The organism is Motilimonas sp. E26, assembly GCF_021278025.1.
Classification (GTDB): Bacteria; Pseudomonadota; Gammaproteobacteria; order Enterobacterales; family CBDFNC01; genus Motilimonas.
In genome coordinates this window covers 36,467-54,804 of sequence record NZ_JAIBHJ010000008.1, presented here as the reverse complement: position 1 = coordinate 54,804, position 18,338 = coordinate 36,467, and the positions used below count along the sequence as shown (strand labels likewise).

Annotated in this window: 18 protein-coding genes; 8 read left to right on the top strand and 10 right to left on the bottom strand. The window is 42.1% G+C overall.

What is annotated here, in order from left to right; translation table 11 throughout:
• The first annotated feature begins 12 nt into the window (after positions 1-12).
• Both galU and K1M91_RS09010 read left to right on the top strand, forming a co-directional pair.
• On the top strand, positions 13-846 hold the full coding sequence (galU, locus tag K1M91_RS09015) for a UTP--glucose-1-phosphate uridylyltransferase GalU (RefSeq protein WP_232801420.1): 834 nt from the start codon (positions 13-15) through the stop codon (positions 844-846).
• 456 nt (positions 847-1,302) lie between these two features.
• Positions 1,303-2,007: a CpsB/CapC family capsule biosynthesis tyrosine phosphatase gene (locus K1M91_RS09010; protein WP_232801419.1), complete on the top strand. Its 705-nt coding sequence runs from the start codon at positions 1,303-1,305 to the stop codon at positions 2,005-2,007.
• Here the strand turns inward: K1M91_RS09010 and K1M91_RS09005 are convergent.
• Positions 2,002-2,910 carry a chemotaxis protein gene (locus K1M91_RS09005; RefSeq protein ID WP_232801418.1) on the bottom strand — a complete coding sequence of 303 codons (909 nt, stop codon included), beginning with the start codon at positions 2,908-2,910 and terminating at the stop codon, positions 2,002-2,004. The two genes, K1M91_RS09010 and K1M91_RS09005, sit on opposite strands and share 6 nt — an antisense overlap.
• 345 nt (positions 2,911-3,255) lie before the next feature.
• On the opposite strand from K1M91_RS09005, the gene K1M91_RS09000 reads away from it, so the two are divergent.
• Complete coding sequence (locus tag K1M91_RS09000) at positions 3,256-3,966, top strand: DUF3581 domain-containing protein (RefSeq protein WP_232801417.1); 711 nt, start codon at positions 3,256-3,258, stop codon at positions 3,964-3,966.
• Positions 3,967-4,215: 249 nt separating this feature from the next.
• A complete protein-coding gene (locus K1M91_RS08995) occupies positions 4,216-5,397 on the top strand; it encodes a cystathionine beta-lyase (protein WP_232801416.1) in 1,182 nt (393 codons plus the stop codon).
• Positions 5,398-5,721: 324 nt separating this feature from the next.
• Here K1M91_RS08995 and aroG read toward each other — a convergent pair whose 3' ends face one another.
• Positions 5,722-6,777, bottom strand: coding sequence for a 3-deoxy-7-phosphoheptulonate synthase AroG (aroG, locus tag K1M91_RS08990; RefSeq protein WP_232801415.1), 1,056 nt, complete (start codon positions 6,775-6,777; stop codon positions 5,722-5,724).
• A 143-nt stretch (positions 6,778-6,920) separates the two neighbouring features.
• A complete protein-coding gene (locus K1M91_RS08985) occupies positions 6,921-7,406 on the bottom strand; it encodes a hypothetical protein (RefSeq protein WP_232801414.1) in 486 nt (161 codons plus the stop codon).
• A gap of 264 nt (positions 7,407-7,670) precedes the next feature.
• Here K1M91_RS08985 and K1M91_RS08980 point away from each other — a divergent pair, with 264 nt between their 5' ends.
• Positions 7,671-8,129 carry a methylglyoxal synthase gene (locus tag K1M91_RS08980; RefSeq protein ID WP_232801413.1) on the top strand — a complete coding sequence of 153 codons (459 nt, stop codon included), beginning with the start codon at positions 7,671-7,673 and terminating at the stop codon, positions 8,127-8,129.
• Positions 8,130-8,197: 68 nt separating this feature from the next.
• The gene (locus tag K1M91_RS08975; protein WP_232801412.1) at positions 8,198-10,126 is read left to right on the top strand and encodes a hybrid-cluster NAD(P)-dependent oxidoreductase; all 1,929 of its coding nucleotides are present in this window, start codon (positions 8,198-8,200) and stop codon (positions 10,124-10,126) included.
• 132 nt (positions 10,127-10,258) lie between these two features.
• On the opposite strand, the gene K1M91_RS08970 is transcribed toward K1M91_RS08975, so the two are convergent.
• The 3 genes from K1M91_RS08970 to K1M91_RS08960 all read right to left on the bottom strand — a co-directional run bounded on the left by K1M91_RS08970 (position 10,259) and on the right by K1M91_RS08960 (position 13,277).
• Entirely contained in the window at positions 10,259-10,852 is a 594-nt protein-coding gene (locus tag K1M91_RS08970; protein WP_232801411.1) for a superinfection exclusion B family protein, read from the bottom strand.
• Between the two features lie 428 nt (positions 10,853-11,280).
• Entirely contained in the window at positions 11,281-12,216 is a 936-nt protein-coding gene (gene hutG, locus K1M91_RS08965) for a formimidoylglutamase (RefSeq protein WP_232801410.1), read from the bottom strand.
• Positions 12,217-12,344: 128 nt separating this feature from the next.
• The gene (locus K1M91_RS08960) at positions 12,345-13,277 is read right to left on the bottom strand and encodes a DNA/RNA non-specific endonuclease (RefSeq protein ID WP_232801409.1); all 933 of its coding nucleotides are present in this window, start codon (positions 13,275-13,277) and stop codon (positions 12,345-12,347) included.
• 149 nt (positions 13,278-13,426) lie between these two features.
• Between K1M91_RS08960 and K1M91_RS08955 the strand changes: the two genes are divergently transcribed.
• Together K1M91_RS08955 and K1M91_RS08950 are read left to right on the top strand one after the other, a co-directional pair.
• Positions 13,427-14,506, top strand: a complete 1,080-nt coding sequence (locus K1M91_RS08955) for a beta-N-acetylglucosaminidase domain-containing protein (RefSeq protein WP_232801408.1) — start codon at positions 13,427-13,429, stop codon at positions 14,504-14,506.
• A 179-nt stretch (positions 14,507-14,685) separates the two neighbouring features.
• Positions 14,686-14,856 carry a hypothetical protein gene (locus K1M91_RS08950; RefSeq protein WP_232801407.1) on the top strand — a complete coding sequence of 57 codons (171 nt, stop codon included), beginning with the start codon at positions 14,686-14,688 and terminating at the stop codon, positions 14,854-14,856.
• Positions 14,857-15,078: 222 nt separating this feature from the next.
• Here K1M91_RS08950 and K1M91_RS08945 read toward each other — a convergent pair whose 3' ends face one another.
• The 4 genes from K1M91_RS08945 to rluA form a co-directional block, all read right to left on the bottom strand.
• Positions 15,079-15,261: a hypothetical protein gene (locus tag K1M91_RS08945; protein WP_232801406.1), complete on the bottom strand. Its 183-nt coding sequence runs from the start codon at positions 15,259-15,261 to the stop codon at positions 15,079-15,081.
• 257 nt (positions 15,262-15,518) lie between these two features.
• Positions 15,519-16,169: a YkgJ family cysteine cluster protein gene (locus K1M91_RS08940; RefSeq protein ID WP_232801405.1), complete on the bottom strand. Its 651-nt coding sequence runs from the start codon at positions 16,167-16,169 to the stop codon at positions 15,519-15,521.
• Positions 16,170-16,254: 85 nt separating this feature from the next.
• Positions 16,255-17,034, bottom strand: coding sequence for an ABC transporter substrate-binding protein (locus tag K1M91_RS08935; protein ID WP_232801404.1), 780 nt, complete (start codon positions 17,032-17,034; stop codon positions 16,255-16,257).
• Positions 17,035-17,421: 387 nt separating this feature from the next.
• Positions 17,422-18,078, bottom strand: coding sequence for a bifunctional tRNA pseudouridine(32) synthase/23S rRNA pseudouridine(746) synthase RluA (gene rluA / locus K1M91_RS08930; RefSeq protein ID WP_232801403.1), 657 nt, complete (start codon positions 18,076-18,078; stop codon positions 17,422-17,424).
• Positions 18,079-18,338: the final 260 nt, after the last annotated feature.

Genomic DNA, 18,338 nt, shown 5'->3' with positions numbered 1-18,338 from the left:
AGGGATAATTTAATGAAGTCTACTATCAATAAGTGTCTATTTCCTGCGGCTGGCTATGGCACGCGCTTTCTACCTGCCACAAAATCAATGCCAAAAGAAATGATGCCTATCGTGAACAAACCTTTGATCGAATATGGTGTTGATGAAGCCATTGCAGCGGGTATTGAAGGAATGTGTATCGTAACGGGTCGTGGTAAACACTCGTTAATGGATCACTTTGACATGAACTATGAACTGGAGCATCAGATCAAAGGCACTAGCAAAGAGAATATGCTGGTAGATATCCGCAATATTATTGACACAGCTAAGTTTACCTTTATTCGTCAAAGTGAAATGAAAGGCTTAGGCCATGCTATTTTAACCGGTAAAGAATTAGTCGGTGACGAACCTTTTGCTGTCGTGCTCGCAGATGATTTATGCATCAATGAAGGTGATGGCGTGTTGGCGCAAATGGTTGCTTTGTACAAGCAGTTCCGTTGCAGTATTGTCGCTGTAGAAGAAGTGCCTGCCGACGAAATTCACAAGTACGGTGTGATTTCTGGTGAAATGATTAAAGATGACCTATACCGTGTAGATGACATGGTAGAAAAGCCTGAGCCGGGTACAGCGCCAAGCAATCTTGCGATTATTGGCCGTTATATTTTGACTCCAGATATCTTTGATATTCTTGAAAACCAAGAGCCTGGTAAAGGTGGTGAAATTCAAATTACCGATGCGTTGCTCAAGCAAGCTAAATCAGGTTGCGTGTTGGCTTACAAATTTAAAGGTCGTCGTTTTGATTGTGGTAGCGTACCTGGTTTTATTGAAGCGACCAACTATTGCTACGAAAACTTCTATAAAGGTTAATCGTAAACGGCTTTAACTGCCGATATACAGATGCGCAAAATTTAGTGATGAATATCCCCAAAGCCTGGTAGCATTGTTCGCGATCAGGCTTATTTTTTATATGTTTTATTGCGAATGTGTATGGCAAATATGTCGAGCTTGAATGATAAAACAGGTCGCTGCTCTTTGTGTTGGTTTTTTCAGCGATTTGTTGATTATTTAGACAAAACGTTCGTTGTGGCCAGCACCTTTGTGGCATAGTAAACTACGCGAAAAGGCGCTAACGCAGTAGAAATGACCAACAAGCGTTGTCCTACGGATTCGGCTAAAAGCGTTTTGCCATCGTTGAGCAGTATTTACTTAGAATGCTAAGCTACACACTGCTTGCCTTGCTCAAAACGTTTTTAGACAAGGAGTCCCCTCTCGAACAAAAATTAACCAACAAAGATCAACAGATCCTAGAAGTAAGGGTTGAGCATGATTGATTTACATTGTCATATTTTGCCGGGAATAGATGATGGCGCACCTAATGTGATCACCAGTTTAGCGATGCTAGAGATGGCCAAGCAAGATGGAATTACTCATAGTGTAATGACTCCACATATAGAGCCGGGCCGTTTCGAAAATGATATTGCCAGCATTAAGGCTGCTGCTGACCAGTTAGCTTCGGCGTCTAACTCGTTTTCTTTTTCGTTAGCCGCTGAAGTGCGACTTGATCCGCAGATTATGATCTGGGCTAAGCAAGGTAAATTGCCCTTTATTGGTCAATACCAAGGTAAATCTGTCTTGCTGTTAGAATTTCCTCATGCCCATATCCCACCTGGCAGTGACAATCTAACGGCTTGGCTACTTAGTAATAATATTATTCCGATGATTGCGCATCCGGAACGAAATCGTGTCGTCTGGGAGCGGCCCAATAAACTACAGCCTTTTATCGAGCAAGGCTGTCTAATGCAAATTACCGCTGGCTCGTTACTCGGGGTATTTGGTGAGCGCAGCTTAGCACGTGGTAAAGCCTTATTAGTCGAAGGGAGCGCCACTGTTATTGCCACTGACGCCCACAATTTGTCTAACCGCCCTCCTGTGCTATCAGGGGGATATCAAAAAGCTAAAGAATGGTTAGGGGAAGCTGCGGCGACTAAATTAGTATTGGATACCCCTGCTGAAATAATTGGTTTATAGCTGTTTGCGAGCTTGATTTTTTTCTGCACCGCGTAAAATGGCATGGATGAGTTCGTCGGCATCAAACTTGGTTAAGGCTTCATCTGCGCCAATTTGGTGGGCTCTGTCAACACTGATTTCGCTTGATAGTGAGGTATGTAAAATGATGTAGGAATCGGCTATTTTGGGTTCACTGCGTACTTCAAAAGCGAGTTCATAGCCATCTAGGCCCGGCATTTCGATGTCACTAACCAGAATATCGATGGGCTCCCCTTTATCAGCTCGGGCTTTCATTTGTTCAAACGCATCATGGCCATTCTCATTAACAAAATAATGTACCCCCATTTCATCTAACGCGCTAGCAAGTTGTCTTCTAGCAACGGACGAGTCATCAACCACTAAAATATTTTGTGCTTTTAGTAGGGCTTGCTCTTTTGGTGAAAGGCTAGGTAAATCTTCATTGTCTTTATGCGGATAAATTTGATCAAGTAGCAGCTCGACATCCATTAATTGGACAAGCTTATCTGCCACTTTAGTGACTCCGGTAACATAAGTATGCTTGCCGAGAGATTTGTTAGGAGGGGCTATCTTCTTCCAATCACATTCAATAATTTTATCAATACTGCGCACTAGAAAACCAACCAGTTGACGGCTGCAATCAGTAATGATGATAACGCAGTCTTGTCGATCTTCTTTGGCGATAGCAGGGTAGCCAATCGCTTTTGCCATATCAATGACTGCGATGGTTTTACCCCTGAAATTGGCCGCACCTAATACACTTGAGTGGGAGTTAGGTATGCTCGTTAGTTTTGTATAAGGTACAATTTCTTGTACCTTCAAGGTGCCAATAGCAAAGCTTTGCAGTTGAGTTAAATGAAATAGCAATAACCCTTGTGATTGATTAGCGCCGCTTTTTGTTTTCATTTTTATCTCACCTTAGTTAAATCTCACTCGATATTCTACGGCTATTTAAGCAGATAGCTATTAACTATAGATTAGCAGTGAAAGTGGATCACAGAAATAGAGGATATTGGCTATGTGACTAAGCAAAGCAAAATAATACGCTATTTATACCATGCCAGTTAGGCAACCGTGGCTCAGGTCTGCAAGATTAAGCTTAACGGCAAAAAAAGCAATATTAGTGGCGCGAGCAAGGGGTTTTATTTATTTTTGCTTAACAGTTGGCCGAAGAATTGGTATAAATCCGCCTTCGTTAATAGTTTGACTATTATTTTTTGTTTTTTACCAGTACAAGGCAGTGTCATTTCGATGTTTTTATCCGAATTTTTTACCGAGAACAACAAACAAGTTTTGATCACACCTGAACAGGCTAGTCATTTTGCCAAAGGCGTTGCTGGTGATTTTAATCCTCTGCACGACCCGAGTAACAAGCGTTTTTGTGTGCCTGGCGATTTGCTGTTTTCGATGGTATTAGCGAAATACGGATTAAGCCAGCGTATGGCGTTTAACTTTGCGGGTATGGTTGGCAAAGATGTTTGGTTAAATTTTCCTGACACAACTGAAAATCAGTTTAACGTGACCGATGATAAAGATAAGGTTTACCTAGGCGTTGAGCGCGAAGGGGCGATTAATAACGACGCAGCTGTGATTGAAGCGATGGCACGAAACTATGTTGAATTTTCTGGTCATAACTTCCCTCATATATTGGTACCTTTAATGGCCGAACACAATGTTATGCTTAACCCCGAGCGGCCATTGGTTATTTATGAGAGCATGGAATTTAACCTATCACATGTTAATTTTTCGCAACCGCCGCAATTAGAGCTAGCTGAGAGTAAGTTAGAAGTTAATGGTAAGCGTGGAGTTGCCTATCTTATTTTCGATGTGAAATCCGGTGACGAAGTGGTCGGTACAGGGTCAAAGAAAATGGTATTAAGTGGTCTGCGTGAGTTTGATAAAGCGGCCATTGACGCATTTTGTGTCGAATATTTGGCCAGTCGTGAAAACTACGAAATCTAACTGGCTGGCTCAACTGATACTGTGCTGTTGAGCCATTATTCCCATCCGAACATTTCATCAATAATGCCTTGCCCTGAGCGCGTGTATCTCTTTGCTGAAATCAAGCATCTCTAGGTTGATCGGGTATATATCCTTTTTCTGTTTAGTTTACCTAGCTGATATTGATTGCCAGCTGTTATCGTGAACTTTGCCAGTTGAGTATAAAAAATGCGAGAATAGTTTTTATTTCTCGAAGGATTGGCAAAGTTAATGAAAAAAGATACCAAGATAGTCTCTGCCGGCAGAGCCAAAAAATGGACTAAAGGGGTGGTGAACCCGCCACTAGTACGCGCTTCTACAGTTGTATTTGATTCTGTTGCAGAAATGAAGCATGCGACTCGCAATCGTGCGAACCAAGTGATGTTTTATGGCCGTCGTGGCACTGACACTTCTTTTGCTTTCCAAGAGGCAATGGTTGAAATGGAAGGCGGTGTTGGTTGCGCTTTATATCCATCGGGTACTGCCGCTATCAGTAATGCTATTTTGTCTTTTGTTAAATCGGGCGATCATATTTTAATGGTCGACACTGCGTATGAGCCAACCCGTGATTTTTGTGGCAAGATGCTGGCTAACTTGGGTGTAAGTACTACCTACTACGATCCTATGATTGGCGAAGGTATTCGCGATCTAATTCAACCTAACACCCGCATATTATTTTTAGAATCACCCGGCTCTTTGACCATGGAAGTGCAAGACGTGCCAACCCTTGCTCGTATCGCCCATGAAAGTGACATCACTGTGATGCTCGATAACACTTGGGCTTCTCCGCTCAACTTTGACCCCTTTGCTCATGGTGTTGATATCAGCATTCAAGCTGCCACTAAGTACATCGTTGGTCACTCTGACGTGATGATGGGAACAGCAACAGCCAACGCTGCTCATTGGCCACAGCTTCGTGAAAATAGCTATATTATGGGGCAGTGTACCTCGCCTGATGATATCTACTTGGCAATGCGAGGATTACGCACTATTGGCGTGCGCATGCGTCAGCATCAAGAAAACGCACTTAAGGTGGCTAATTGGTTAGCGCAGCGTGAAGAAGTGGATCATGTGCGCCATCCCGCCTTTGCTACATGCCCCGGCCATGAATTTTTTAAACGCGATTTTACCGGCAGTAATGGTCTATTCTCGTTTGTTTTAAATCGCGGTAATGATGAAGCCCTAACCGCATTGTTAGATGGCATGCATCATTTCAAAATGGGTTATTCATGGGGGGGATTTGAAAGTTTAATTCTCGCGGTGAATAACGTGCAGGGCTTACGTAGTGCTACCCAGTGGCAAGCCGCTGGCCCGTTAATGCGAGTGCATGTTGGCTTGGAAGATCCCGATGACTTGATTGCGGATTTAGAGCAAGGGTTTACTCGCTTAAATCAAATATTAGCGAAAGGCTAGTCTAGCAAAACAGCCTTGTTGCTATGTACAGCAAGGTTGCTTAAAGTCGCTTTAAAAACCGCCAAAGTAGCCAAATACTGAAACTGGTGGCGCCAACAAAACCTATTTGCAGGCACAGAAAAAACAAATTTAAGCTTTGCATATCGTCTCCTGAAGGATTGTGGGAGACGCTATTATGATTAATGGTCGCCAAACGTACCATTGGGGATTTCCTAGATATATCTATTTGAGCGGTTTTTGTTTTCCGTTATAACTCCAATTAACTAAAAAAGCCAGTTAAGGTAAACTCAACTGGCTTTTTTGTGTGACTAAATAGGATGATATTTAGGCGTTACGACGGGTTGCAACAGCATCCGCTAATTGGCGTAATACGGTTTCTGTGTCGTCCCAGCCAATACAAGCATCAGTAATGCTTTGGCCATAGGTTGCGGCCTTGCCGTCAACGAGATCTTGGCGACCTTCGACCAAATGGCTTTCAATCATCACGCCAAATATTGCTTTATTACCTGCTGCTATTTGGCCTGCAACGTCGCTAGATACCTCAAGTTGCTTTTTATATTGCTTGCTTGAGTTGGCATGGCTGAAGTCGATCATGGCTTTTTCTGGTAACCCTGCTTTCGCTAAGTCATTGCAGATAGCTTCAACATGCTGGGCGCGGTAGTTAGGCTCTTTACCACCGCGTAAAATAATATGGCAATCAGGGTTACCTGTTGTGGAGACAATCGCTGAGTGGCCAAACTTAGTAACAGACAAAAAGTGATGAGGTGCACTGGCTGAACCAATTGCATCAATTGCCACTTTTATCGTACCGTCGGTACCGTTTTTGAAACCGACTGGACAAGATAAACCAGAAGACAGTTCGCGGTGCACTTGCGATTCTGTGGTGCGCGCGCCAATTGCGCCCCAAGACATTAAATCGCCGACATATTGTGGTGAAATCATGTCTAAAAACTCACTTGCCGTTGGCATGCCAAGCTCGTTTAAATCAAGTAGTAATTTACGGCCAATGCGTAAACCGTCATTGATTTGGAAGCTGTCGTTCATATATGGGTCGTTGATTAGCCCTTTCCAGCCAACTGTGGTGCGTGGCTTTTCAAAATAAACGCGCATAACAATTTCTAGATTGTCTTTTAATTCTTCGCGTAATGTTAGTAGCTTTTTGCCATATTCAACTGCCGCTTGGGTATCATGAATTGAACAAGGGCCAATAACAACAACTAAGCGATCGTCTTGACCGTTGAGAATATTTTGAATGGCAGCTCGTCCTTGAAATACCGTTGCAGACACTTTTTCTGTTGCTGGGTATTTCTCTAATACGGCAATGGGGGGTAGAAGCTCTTTAGTTTCGCGAATGCGAAGGTCATCCGTTTGGTACTGCATATTATTCACTCGTTAGTTTTAGCCGAGTACATCGGCTACTCTGATCCCTTTGGCTAGATAATGTACCAGCCTTCACCTATCTGGCGCAAATTTTGCTGAAATTTTACTGATAAGTTTAAAGACTGTTTATGCGGGTTTTTAGCTTAAATAGTCATATCTGAACGTTCGAGCAAATTGTTTAGTATTTGACTGGCTTGTTTTCGCGCTAATGCTAAATCCTGTGCTTCTAATGTGGCATCAAATTCGCCTAATTCAGGAAACAATTTATACATCATCGGGTCTGGATACATGTTGACGACATCGATAGTGATGCTTTTTGGCACTTCAAAAAATACAAACCGCTCTGGATCGATAAAACTTTTCAACTTTTCCGCTAGACGTGATGCGGTCAAGGCTTCAATGAAAAATTCTTCGCTGTTGTCAGTGTTGTCCCATTCTCCAATGGCAAGTTGCGCGCGATAGGGCAACTCTTCGGAAATATCATCTTTTTCTAGATATAACGCATGAAGTAAGTGGGGGGTTTTGCTTTCATCTATCCACAACCCCATTAGTTTGATCTCAGGGTTGGCGATAAACAACTGAGGTAGCTGCTCTAAGGTTTGCACTAATAGCTGGTTACTTTTTATCATTGCATACTCTAAACACGGTTAGTGGATTGGCATTTTGCGATAATCACATCAAAGAAAAATTGTTTTAGCACAATTTGAGCGAACTTAGCGTGACAAGCACTAGAAGTTTTTACTATTCACGGGTAAATTGATTTGTATCAAGCAAATATAAAGAGCTCTCTTGTTGGTAGCTGGTCACTTTAACGCTACTAACAGAAACTCAATGATGAATATAACTAAGCAGCTAAATTTTCTTAATTGTTAGGCTGTCTCAAGGAGTTAACGGTGAACTATACCACTCGAACTATGGCGAGTAATAAACGCATTGCTCTTGTCGCTCATGACCACAAAAAAGCGGACTTATTAGCATGGGCCAGTGACAAGGCTGAGCAGCTGAAATTACATCACTTATTTGCCACCGGCACGACAGGGACATTGTTAAGTAAGGAAGTGGGCCTACCAGTGAAATGTTTATTGTCAGGTCCGATGGGCGGCGATCAGCAATTAGGCGCGCTTATTGCTGAGGGAGAGATTGATGTGATGATCTTTTTTTGGGATCCCCTCAATGCAGTGCCACATGACCCGGATGTTAAAGCACTATTGCGATTAGCTGCGGTATGGAATATTCCCTGTGCAACCAATAAATCTAGCGCCAATTTTTTAATGAATTCAGAGTTTATGAATAAGCCGTGTGAGATTGAAATTCCAGATTATGCTGGCTACTTAGCAGAGCGCACTCAGTAACCAAGCTTTAACTAAGCCAGTTTTACTGGCTTAGCCTCCCGCCTTAAAATTTGACAAAGGAAGGTCTGATGACTTCTCAAACTCTCACTACGACACCGCAACTCAGTCAGATAACCATATTCCCAATAAAATCGACTGCAGGTATTCATTTAAATCACTCTTTTGTTGAAGAAAAAGGTCTTATTTTTGATCGGCGCTTTGTGCTAGTAGACAACAAAGGGAAGTTTATCACCGCACGCACTCATCCGCGGTTAGCCTTAGTTCATAGTGCTATTAGTGAAAATGGATTTCATGTGCGAGCCCCTGACATGCCAGCACTTGAAATAAACAAAAATGAGTTTGGTCATTTGTACACAGAGGTGGAAATATGGGGCACAAAAGTACAAGGGCAGTGGTGCCATAAAAATTACGATACTTGGTTTAGCGATTATCTCGGCATGCCTTGTCGGTTATTATTTTTTGGCGAGAAAAGTGAGCGTTTGGTTTCAGGTCATCAAACGCAAGTTAGTTTTGCTGATGGCTATCCGTTATTACTGATTTCAGAAGCGTCGTTGGCCGATTTGAATGAACGGGCAGATGAAACTGTGCTAATGGATCAGTTTCGGCCTAATTTAGTCATAAAAGGTTGCAGCGCATTTGCTGAAGATAGTTGGAAAACTATCCAGATTGGTGAAGTGAAGTTTGCGTTAGTGAAACCTTGTTCTCGCTGTGTTTTTACCACCTTAGATCCCCTCACTGGAGAAAAAAGCCTTGTTAATGAGCCTTTAAACACGTTACAAAAATACCGTAAAGGGGATGATGGGCAGGTGTATTTTGGGCAAAATTTACTGGCGCTTAACAGTGGTAAAATTTCGGTATTTGATACCGTAGAAGTGCTGGAATATCATCAGCCCGTTGAATACGTTAATCATGCGCCTAAAGTGCGTGAAATTAGCAGTGTTGATAGTCGTTTAGATTGGCCAAAGCAACAGGCTAAACCCTTGTTATGTGTTGCTGTAACAGAAGAAAGTCATGACGTAAAAACCTTCCGTTTCAGCTGTCCAACATTGCCAAGGTTTAGTTATTTAGCGGGCCAGTACATCAATGTTGAAGTGGTGATAAATAATAAACCTTATAAGCGCACTTACACATTGTCGTCAACACCAACTCGCCCTGATTTATTGAGCATCACAGTGAAAAAACTGTCCGATGGAATGGTGTCATCTTGGCTTCATGATCATTTAAATGTTGGTGATAGTATTAGTGCAATAGCACCCGCAGGTAGTTTTCACCTACAAAAGGCTTTGCCTGAAGCGCCTCTACTATTGATTTCAGCTGGCGTGGGGATAACGCCTATATTGGCCATGCTCAGAGCAATCACCGATCAACATCAAGCGCGGGATATTGTTTTTATCCATGGCGCGAAAACGGTAAAAGACTTAATCGCTTACCAAGAGCTTAATTTCTTTAGCTCGCTGCTTCCTAAACTCTCTATTCATTACTTTTTGAGCCGTGAAACTCAACACGATTCCCATCAAGAAATAGCTGGGTCAAAAGCTGAGTTACATTACGGACACATAAACCAAGCTGCATTAGCCACTGTCTCCGATCTCTCTGAGCGTACGACCTTTGTTTGCGGCCCCAATATGTTTATGGAGCAAATAAAACAATCATTACTGCAGTTAGGTTTACCCGAAGCGCAGTATTTTGATGAAAGCTTCGGTCAGAAAGCCAGTTTTGGTGGTAGCAAAAAACAGGTCAATATTTTGTTTGATAGTTGGGATACGTATGTTGAGGGCGATAATCAACTGACATTATTAGAGCAGGCAGAGCAAGCGGGATTGAGCTTACCTTTTTCTTGTCGCGGCGGTATGTGTGGGGCTTGTAAAGTGCAGCTACATTCAGGGGAAGTTAGGCGGCTAAGTGATTCAGCTTTGACCCCTGATGAAGTTGAATCGGGTGTCGTTCTCGCTTGTAGCTGTGTACCGCAATCGGATCTCGTTATTGGGCAGGCTTGATACTGTTTTTGTATGTGAGCTTGGTTTTGTAGGTGGCTTAATCAACTTGCTATGGCTTTGGCCTGATATGCTATTGTCAAAAAGGCGTCGCAATTGGCGCCTTTTTGACTAACTCACAGAGGAAGAGTTAATTTAGCTACGCATACCGATAAAATTTTGACGGGCATATTCAGGGCGTGCCGATTTCAACAGCTCTACCTCAGCCTCAGTCATTTTACCTTGTGGTAATCCAAGTAGTTTATGAGTTAACAAAGGTCGGGCGGCCAAGTTAATTGATAATTTAACAATGCGGCGTTCACCGTTGATTTCTTGGGTTGATAAGGCAGGTACTAATACACCCGCCTCCAATAAATTTGCCACCGCTGGCTCGTTTAATGGCAATGACAACATATTCTTCCGTTGGATAATATATTCCCGCAGAACGGCCTTTTCTTCAAAGTCTAAGCGCTTAATCATACTCATCATTCGCTTATTTTGCTCTTCTTGTTCGGTTTTGTTAGTTAGTTTGAAGTGTATGAATAGCAATAACTTAGCAATGAAGTATGAGGCGCTAACAATAATAGCGATGCTTAAATAGGGACTAAGTTGGCTACGCAGTGTCAGCATATTCAATGACTGAGCTAAACCGTCTGGTAGTAACACAATAAATATGCTGGCCAGTAATAACCAAGCCATTAACAAGCTAATTTGTACGTTCATTGAAAATTGTGTGATGATTTGTTTCATGTGACATCCCCTGTTTACCCTATGAGCGTTAACACAAGTGTGAATAGCTCTTTCTTTTACTGAATAACACTAAGCAAAAACGATGCCAAGGTTATATAGAGGATGATTAAGCTAAGAAAAACGGCAGCGATAGCGATTGCTACCAGTGCCGTTTGTGCTTGAAAGGAGTCTTTATTGTTTTTCCAGAACGATATTACAACAATGAAATAAGGTGTAATTGGCCGCGCCAACATTCACCGGAGAAGTCCCTGATTGAAACTAATCCAGATCGGATATCATAACTGATTACTACGCCTTCACTGAAATCTAGATTCCGTCTGGGATATGAAACCAATTTTCCAACCCACATAAGCTAAGTTCGCTAAGTCTAAATTAAGCTTCCTTATATTAAGTGGGCTATATGACACTATCTTTACATTTGCGGTTATTTATTTTGCGAGTTGGCTAATTAAGCGTGCCGCTACATTTGCTGTGCGGTTATCTTGATCAAAATTTGGGTTATATTCACATATATCAGCCAGTTTCAATTTACTGCGGGCATTTTTCTTGATCGTAATTAGCAGGTGCTCAAGTAACTCTAAAGGCATGCCATAGGCTGCGGGAGCGCTGACACCAGGCGCTATGTAGGCGGGTAGCACGGCTAAGTCGATACTAACATAAATGGCATCCACTTCACTGATAAATGAACGCAGCCCTGCTTTAATGGTATCGATATTATTCCAATGTAAATCGGTATCGTATTTGTATTGCACGCCAAACTCTCTCGCACGAGCAAAAAGAGCTTGGCTGTTACTTATTTTGCTCACACCTAAGCAAAGATAACTCAAATGGCGTTGTTGTTGGTTAGCCCGTTTCATTATTTGAAAAAATTGGCTACCAGATGAGCCACCATCTTGATCGCTGCGAATATCAAAATGGGTATCGAAGTTAATCACGCCAATTTTTTGTCCTGCATCAAGGTGTTGCTCTAGTCCTTGATAGCCGCCAAACGCAAGCTCTTGTCCACCTCCTAAAATGATGGGGAAGTGTCCTTGTTTGAGGATATTGTTCACCATAATGCCCAAATCTTGCTGCGCTTTTGCTAGTTCAAACCACTCACAATCTAGATTGCCTGCATCGTAAACGGGGGTGTCTAAGTGCCAAGCAAGATTGGCAAGGACTCGGCGTATCGCCTCTGGGCCTTTTGCTGCGCCATGGCGACCTTTGCTTTTGCGAACGCCTAGATCACAAGGGAAGCCAACTAAGCAGGTGCCTGGTGTATCGTCTACAGCTAGTTTAGTCACCTTGTTGTGCCAGCGAATTGCCAGCTCACTTTCTTCGCGGTCTTGCTTACCGAGCCAAAGGGGAGAGGATAAGTTTGTCATTGTTATATGTCTCAATATGTTAGCAGATTTCAGTTTGGCACATTTAGGTCAAACTGAAACCTTGAATGCCGCCCTAAATGAACAAAAATAATACAATTGTGAACTGCTCCAAATGTTTACTCGCTTGTTTAAAAGCAGAGTGACTCACAGGCCAAGCCATCGTTGTCATTATCAAGTCGATCAATGCCGCAGCTATTGAGGTAAAACTGCGCTTCTTGGCAGCTTGTCATTTCGTTGCAGTAATACTTATCTTGGCAGCTAAAAGCTTGATGATCAGGTGCGGTCTTGTTGGTTAGTTGGCATAAGCTAAGCAGGGTATTTTTATTGGTATTGAATGGTTGAAATAGGGACAAATTAGATAGCTGCTCTAATTGATACATAGTGACCTGAAACTGGTTAATTTCAGATAGATCAAAGCGCTGATGAGGGATAATAAATGCCATGTTAGTGTTTGCTGCTTGTGGTGCTAAGTAGGCTTTAAAGTAGGCCGAGGGAATGCGCACTTTGTTATTCATCCACTGATTGTCTTGCTTGCTGTATAACGGGCCGGTTACAACTTTTAGCGCGCCGACTTGCTGAGTACATTGGCGCTCCCAAGCTTCTAGTTCAGCCCAGCCTTGGCGGTTAAATTCGGCCAGTTGCGGAGCAATATTACTCATTAAATAAGATTGCTTGGCAGAGGCAACTGTAAAGTCCATTGAAGCGGCTGGGGCTAAGTGTCCACGGTCATAGCCTGATCCGATGTAATCTGCGGGCGTAACCTGTGCCGAAACCGGCAAGGAAGCATCGCTACTAAAGGATTCGATACTTACAAAGCCAGAGATACGCTCAGGGGTTAAGGTGTAACTTACCCAATCTGCAACTCTATTTAGGTAGTTAAAGCCTACGATATAACCATCGCGGCAGATAGTTTGGTCTGATTGACTAGGAATATCTATTTTTGAACAAGTGAGGGGTGAGCTGAGATCATTATCTGTGGCTTGCTGCATCTCTATGGCGTTATTACTGGATTGGCAAGCAAGTAATGCAAGGGAGCAGGCGATGACGAGTAATTTTCGCATAAATGTTAATTTTATTGGTTTTTTGATTATTAACTTAGGCGTAAGTTCAGGTTCATGCCAATCAATAAGGGTAACCTGTGAGCTAGCCCCTTAGTTTTTCATTAGTTTTTGTTTTATGCTGAAGGAAACGAATAGCGAGGGATAGGATAATGCAACAAGGGTTTAACCTCGGCGTGATCGAAGGTTTTTATGGTAAGCCTTGGTCTTGGCAAACGCGTGAGCAATATAGTGATTTTTTATTGGAGCAAGGTTACGGCGCTTATATTTACGGTCCTAAGTTTGATCTAAAGTTGCGCGAAGAGTGGCAGAAACCTTGGACCGTTCAGGAGTTTAATCACTTAAAGCAACTTGCCACTTGTTATCAACAAGCGGGGCTTAAATTTGGTATTGCGTTGAGCCCGTATGAGGTTTACCAGCGCTGGAATCAAAACACGCGTCAAGCGCTCACTATCAAGATGGCCGAAATTAATGCTATCGGTGCGGATATTCTGTGTATTTTATTTGATGATATGCGTGGTGACGTGCCTGAGTTGGCTATTAATCAAGGTGAAATTTGTGATTTCATTGCCCAGCAGAGCCAGGCACAGGAAATCATCATGTGCCCAACCTACTACTCTGACGATCCTGTTCTAGAACGAATTTTTGGTGCAAAACCGGATGACTATTTAGAAGATCTTGGCCAGCAACTAGATGCAAAATTTGATGTGTTTTGGACTGGCCCCAGCGTGTGGTCGGTATCGTATCCGCCAGAGCATCTAATACGAGTTGCTGATCAATTAGGTAGAAAACCCGTGATTTGGGACAACTACCCAGTTAATGACATGAAAAATTGGCACTATTTATTTTTGCGTGCCTTTCAGGACCGATTAGCCAGTATGCCAGACTTAACCCGAGGGCATTTTGTTAACCCAATGAATCAGCCCCAATTATCTAAAGTTGCCCTACATACCTTGCCGCGTTTATACGCAGAGGGAGATCAATATGAGCCTAATTTAGCTTTGCGCCAAGCTTTATCAGAATTAGCGCCAACAGAGTTAGCTCAGCAGTTACTTAACGATGTTGCGACATTTGCCGATAGAGGCTTTAAGCAGTTATCAGATGCAGAAGTTACCGCATTGAAAGCACGATATGACCAATTTAATCATCCGATGGCGCAAGAAGTGCTAGGGTGGTTGAATAAAGAATTTGAATTTGATGCCAATAAAACTCAACTTTGGAGCCAGGATTGATATGTTAATGGTTTGATTATTATTAGTTTTTGTTATTTTTTATTAATGGTTTAGGCGCTAATTAAGGCCAATCATTTTGGGTTAAAAAATATTTTTCATCAGGATGAAAAATATTCACTTTATTTCATTGCAGGCTAACGTTATTTATTGCCCTGCAATTGATATTGGAGCCTTAGGTAATGGGTAAAACATTCATTAACGACGACGATTACGATGATGATTATGACGATGCAGAATTTCACGATGCTGCAGATCATAAACGTAAAAAGAAAGAAAAAATTCAAGCTAATCTAGAGCGCGAAAAAAGGCGCCAAAAGAAATATGCCGAGAGTGACGACAACTCATTTTAACAAAAAGCCAGTTTAAACTGGCTTTTTTATTCATTAATGAAAAATTACCTCACACCTGCCGCTGTTGAATGCCTGCCACTGATCCAATTTTCGCGAAATTTCCAACCATTAGGCCGATCTTCACACACACCTTGATAATATTGTCTTGTCACGCCAAGAATATAAGCATTGGATAACTCACAATAACTATCCAGCCCTTCTTGGTAGCCTTTTTATAGTCAGCTAAATTGATCTCTCCTGAGCTAGCCAACTTTTTAGGTCATTAGATGATTTTTCTAGGTGACCCTGCTGTCCGTCTATCGTACCGACTTGATACCAATTATTCTCAGTAGCAAAATTTTGCTGCTCGATGTTGGCACAGGCGCTAAGTAAGCCGATGGTAAATAGTGTAATAAGTAATCTCATTTTATCCTACTCGGGAGAGCAAGTGTTTTGTTCCAGTTTTACTTTAGGCTCAACTGATGACTAAAACAATAATTGATAACCAAGACGAGGCGGATTTATCGTTTCTCGGATCTGCCTACCTGATCTGCATTTCGAAGTTGTTTAGGCATAGTAAACTATACGCTTGAACGATAAAATTGGATTACAGTCAGCCCTCTTTAGTCAGGTGATTGTCTAGCAACACACTACATACTTGAAAAATGGCCGTATTATTGATGTTATGGTGTGAAAACTTTTCTGCCTTTACGCCATTTATTGATCAAAGTTGGCGACGCCAATAGCTTTCCTAAGGAACTAATCAGTTCTACTTTGTGTAATGGCTCTTTATTGTGATGCAGTACTTGATAAGTCGCCTGAGTCAAACGCTCCTGCGCGATTTGAATCTCTCTGACTTGGGGGATAAAGCCAGTTAAGTCTGTCGGATCGGAGTAAGATTTTTGGCATTGAGAGAGGGATGTTGAATGGTAGCCTGCGCAAGCAAGAGATCTTACCGGGTAAACTGAACAGGCGTCATTGAACAATAAGGGGCATTCGATATTGGTTGTGTCATGTTGCTCGGTTGTGATGTTTTTGAGCATTGCTGCAGTTGATTTTATTCGGGTAATGAGGGCTTCACTTTGCTCGCGACTAAGCTCTGTTTTGATGTAAAAATATATCGCTATGACTTCATGTGGGAAAGCAAGAACTCTTATATTACAGCATGTTGAACAGCCTTTTGTACAAGCTATTTCAGCTTGTTGAGACATCTTCTCACTCAGTTGCGCAGTTTGTAACGCAGCTAACTTGGCTAGCTGGTTAGTGTTAGATTTAGCCTGCGAGTAGCAAGATTGGAGAGCGATGACATGATCTCGGTATAAAGCAGCGTTCATTTTAACCTACAACTTATTACAACAGATTAATTGAACATTCTTTTTAACCTTTAAAATGCGGATATTACGATGCATTATTTCGGTTTTAATTGCTGAACTCAAACATGCCGTTGTTTAGTTGTAATTCCTGCCCTAGTTTTTTGCTCCAGTTTTGTTGAATCTGTTGTAATTCAGGGCTAAATTTTTGCTCCTCAAAAGCGTCACGCCATTGCGTTAAGACTGTGGCTTGTGTGTTATGGGATAGCGCCAGATAGCTGTAGGCGGTGTTAACATAAAATACTGTCACTAAAGAGCGATATTCAGGGTGATGGGAGAGCATATAAGCGTGCTCGATATCGCCTGTTAGTACTAAGTCTAAGCGCTCAGACATCAGCATTTTGTAAGCCTGTTCTAAATTACTCACGGGGTAGTAGTTAGTAAAACCTTGTGCTTTCAGCCAAGTTTCGCGGTTATCAGCGCGTAGTACGCCAATGCTATCAACATGTTTGTATTGTTCCAGCTGTTGATATGGAAAAGATGCTGCATTGCGTGCGATAAAGTACCAACGTTTTGCCATTACCGGACCTATCCAATAGAAGTGTTCTTCTCGCTGCGCATTGCGCTCTGCACTAAAAATTAATGTATTCGGCTGCTGCATTCCTGCTTCAAGCACTCTGGCCCAAGGGGCTATTTGAATTTCATTTTTGATATCCACATGCTGCATTAACAGCTTTACATAATCGGTGATAATGCCGTTTATTTCGCCATCTTGTTCAAAATTCATCGGAGGTTCATGGGAGGTTAGTATGGTGAGCTCTGTCTGCGCCCAAAGGGGAAAGCTGCAGAAGATGAACACGGATTGGCATAGCCACTTAATTATTTTCATAACTGAACCTATAAGAGCACAAGAGTAAATTATATCGGAAAAAGCGTTTGCTAACAGGAGTATATAATTATTATTCAGCAGGTAAAACGTAGTGCTTAACTGAAATTAATTACTTAAATTAGTTAACAAAATAATGAAATAGCTTTGTCGTATTAATCTGAAACACAACTCAAAAAAGCGCGATGGCTATTTATTTTCTTTCTTTGTTCTGAAGCAACATATGAATTTTTTGTGTTTCTGATAAGGTTTCAAAGGATTTTTCAAAATGCAGTGGCGAAGAAGTTTGGAGCGCTATTTAAGTCCTGAAACGCCATTGTAGCTTATTCTTCGTGCGGCACAGCCGCACAGCTAAGGTTATTTTATAAAGGCTTAAATTTAAGGTTTATCTTAAAACCCATGTTCGCAGCTGAACTCCATGCTTTGGTGCGTTCTTGGGTGTTTTATTTTAAGCCATGTGGCATGTAGCAAGAGCCGATCAGACATGTCTAAGGCTTCAGGTGTCGCGTAAAAATAATCGCCTAAAATAGGGTGGCCAATCGCTTGCATATGTACTCGAAGTTGGTGAGTGCGTCCGGTGATTGGTGTCAACTTGACTAAGCTGCTGTGCTGATCTTCGCTTTCAACTTCAAAGTAGGTTTTAGATGCCTTACCGTTTTCGTAGCAGACAATTTGTTTTGGCCGATTTGGCCAGTCGCAAATTAAAGGTAAATCAACTTCGCCTGACTTCTCTGTTAGGTGTCCCCAAACCCTCGCATAATAAACCTTTTCTGTTTCTCGGTTCATAAACTGCATTTTTAAGTTTCGCTCAGCTTCTTTGTGCATGGCTAACACCATCACACCTGATGTTGCCATATCTAAACGATGTACAATTTGTGCGTCAGGAAACTGCTCTTGTACCCTGCGCCAAGTGCTATCACTATGATTAGGATCGCGTCCAGGAACAGATAACAGTCCACTTGGCTTATTCACCACTATGATATCGCGATCTTGAAATAAAATTTCTAACCAAGGGTCGGTAGGAGGGGTATAGTGCAGCATTGCCATAATGGTAAAGGGTTCCAAAAAAAAGTGGCGCTAGCATAACCTTTCATTATCAATTGCGCAAAAAAGCCCGTTAATTTTCCCTGATGTTGGTTCAATAAGCCTGCATTCGTAGCTAATGTTTCCCGCGTTGTTATGTTAGGCATATTATTGTGAGTGGGCTGTAAATTGAATGAGTTGGTTTTAAGTGAGGATGGTGAACCTGATGCGCATCTAGTAGTGGGTTAAGCTTGTTGCTTGCTCTCTCTCCCTTTAAAATGATG

Coding starts and splice junctions, on each gene's coding strand:
- galU (WP_232801420.1), top strand. CDS start 13: ATGAAGTCTACTATCAATAAGTGTCTATTTCCTGCGGCTGGCTATGGC.
- K1M91_RS09010 (WP_232801419.1), top strand. CDS start 1,303: ATGATTGATTTACATTGTCATATTTTGCCGGGAATAGATGATGGCGCA.
- K1M91_RS09005 (WP_232801418.1), bottom strand. CDS start 2,910: ATGAAAACAAAAAGCGGCGCTAATCAATCACAAGGGTTATTGCTATTT.
- K1M91_RS09000 (WP_232801417.1), top strand. CDS start 3,256: ATGTTTTTATCCGAATTTTTTACCGAGAACAACAAACAAGTTTTGATC.
- K1M91_RS08995 (WP_232801416.1), top strand. CDS start 4,216: ATGAAAAAAGATACCAAGATAGTCTCTGCCGGCAGAGCCAAAAAATGG.
- aroG (WP_232801415.1), bottom strand. CDS start 6,777: ATGCAGTACCAAACGGATGACCTTCGCATTCGCGAAACTAAAGAGCTT.
- K1M91_RS08985 (WP_232801414.1), bottom strand. CDS start 7,406: ATGATAAAAAGTAACCAGCTATTAGTGCAAACCTTAGAGCAGCTACCT.
- K1M91_RS08975 (WP_232801412.1), top strand. CDS start 8,198: ATGACTTCTCAAACTCTCACTACGACACCGCAACTCAGTCAGATAACC.
- K1M91_RS08970 (WP_232801411.1), bottom strand. CDS start 10,852: ATGAAACAAATCATCACACAATTTTCAATGAACGTACAAATTAGCTTG.
- hutG (WP_232801410.1), bottom strand. CDS start 12,216: ATGACAAACTTATCCTCTCCCCTTTGGCTCGGTAAGCAAGACCGCGAA.
- K1M91_RS08960 (WP_232801409.1), bottom strand. CDS start 13,277: ATGCGAAAATTACTCGTCATCGCCTGCTCCCTTGCATTACTTGCTTGC.
- K1M91_RS08955 (WP_232801408.1), top strand. CDS start 13,427: ATGCAACAAGGGTTTAACCTCGGCGTGATCGAAGGTTTTTATGGTAAG.
- K1M91_RS08950 (WP_232801407.1), top strand. CDS start 14,686: ATGGGTAAAACATTCATTAACGACGACGATTACGATGATGATTATGAC.
- K1M91_RS08945 (WP_232801406.1), bottom strand. CDS start 15,261: ATGAGATTACTTATTACACTATTTACCATCGGCTTACTTAGCGCCTGT.
- K1M91_RS08940 (WP_232801405.1), bottom strand. CDS start 16,169: ATGAACGCTGCTTTATACCGAGATCATGTCATCGCTCTCCAATCTTGC.
- K1M91_RS08935 (WP_232801404.1), bottom strand. CDS start 17,034: ATGAAAATAATTAAGTGGCTATGCCAATCCGTGTTCATCTTCTGCAGC.
- rluA (WP_232801403.1), bottom strand. CDS start 18,078: ATGGCAATGCTGCACTATACCCCTCCTACCGACCCTTGGTTAGAAATT.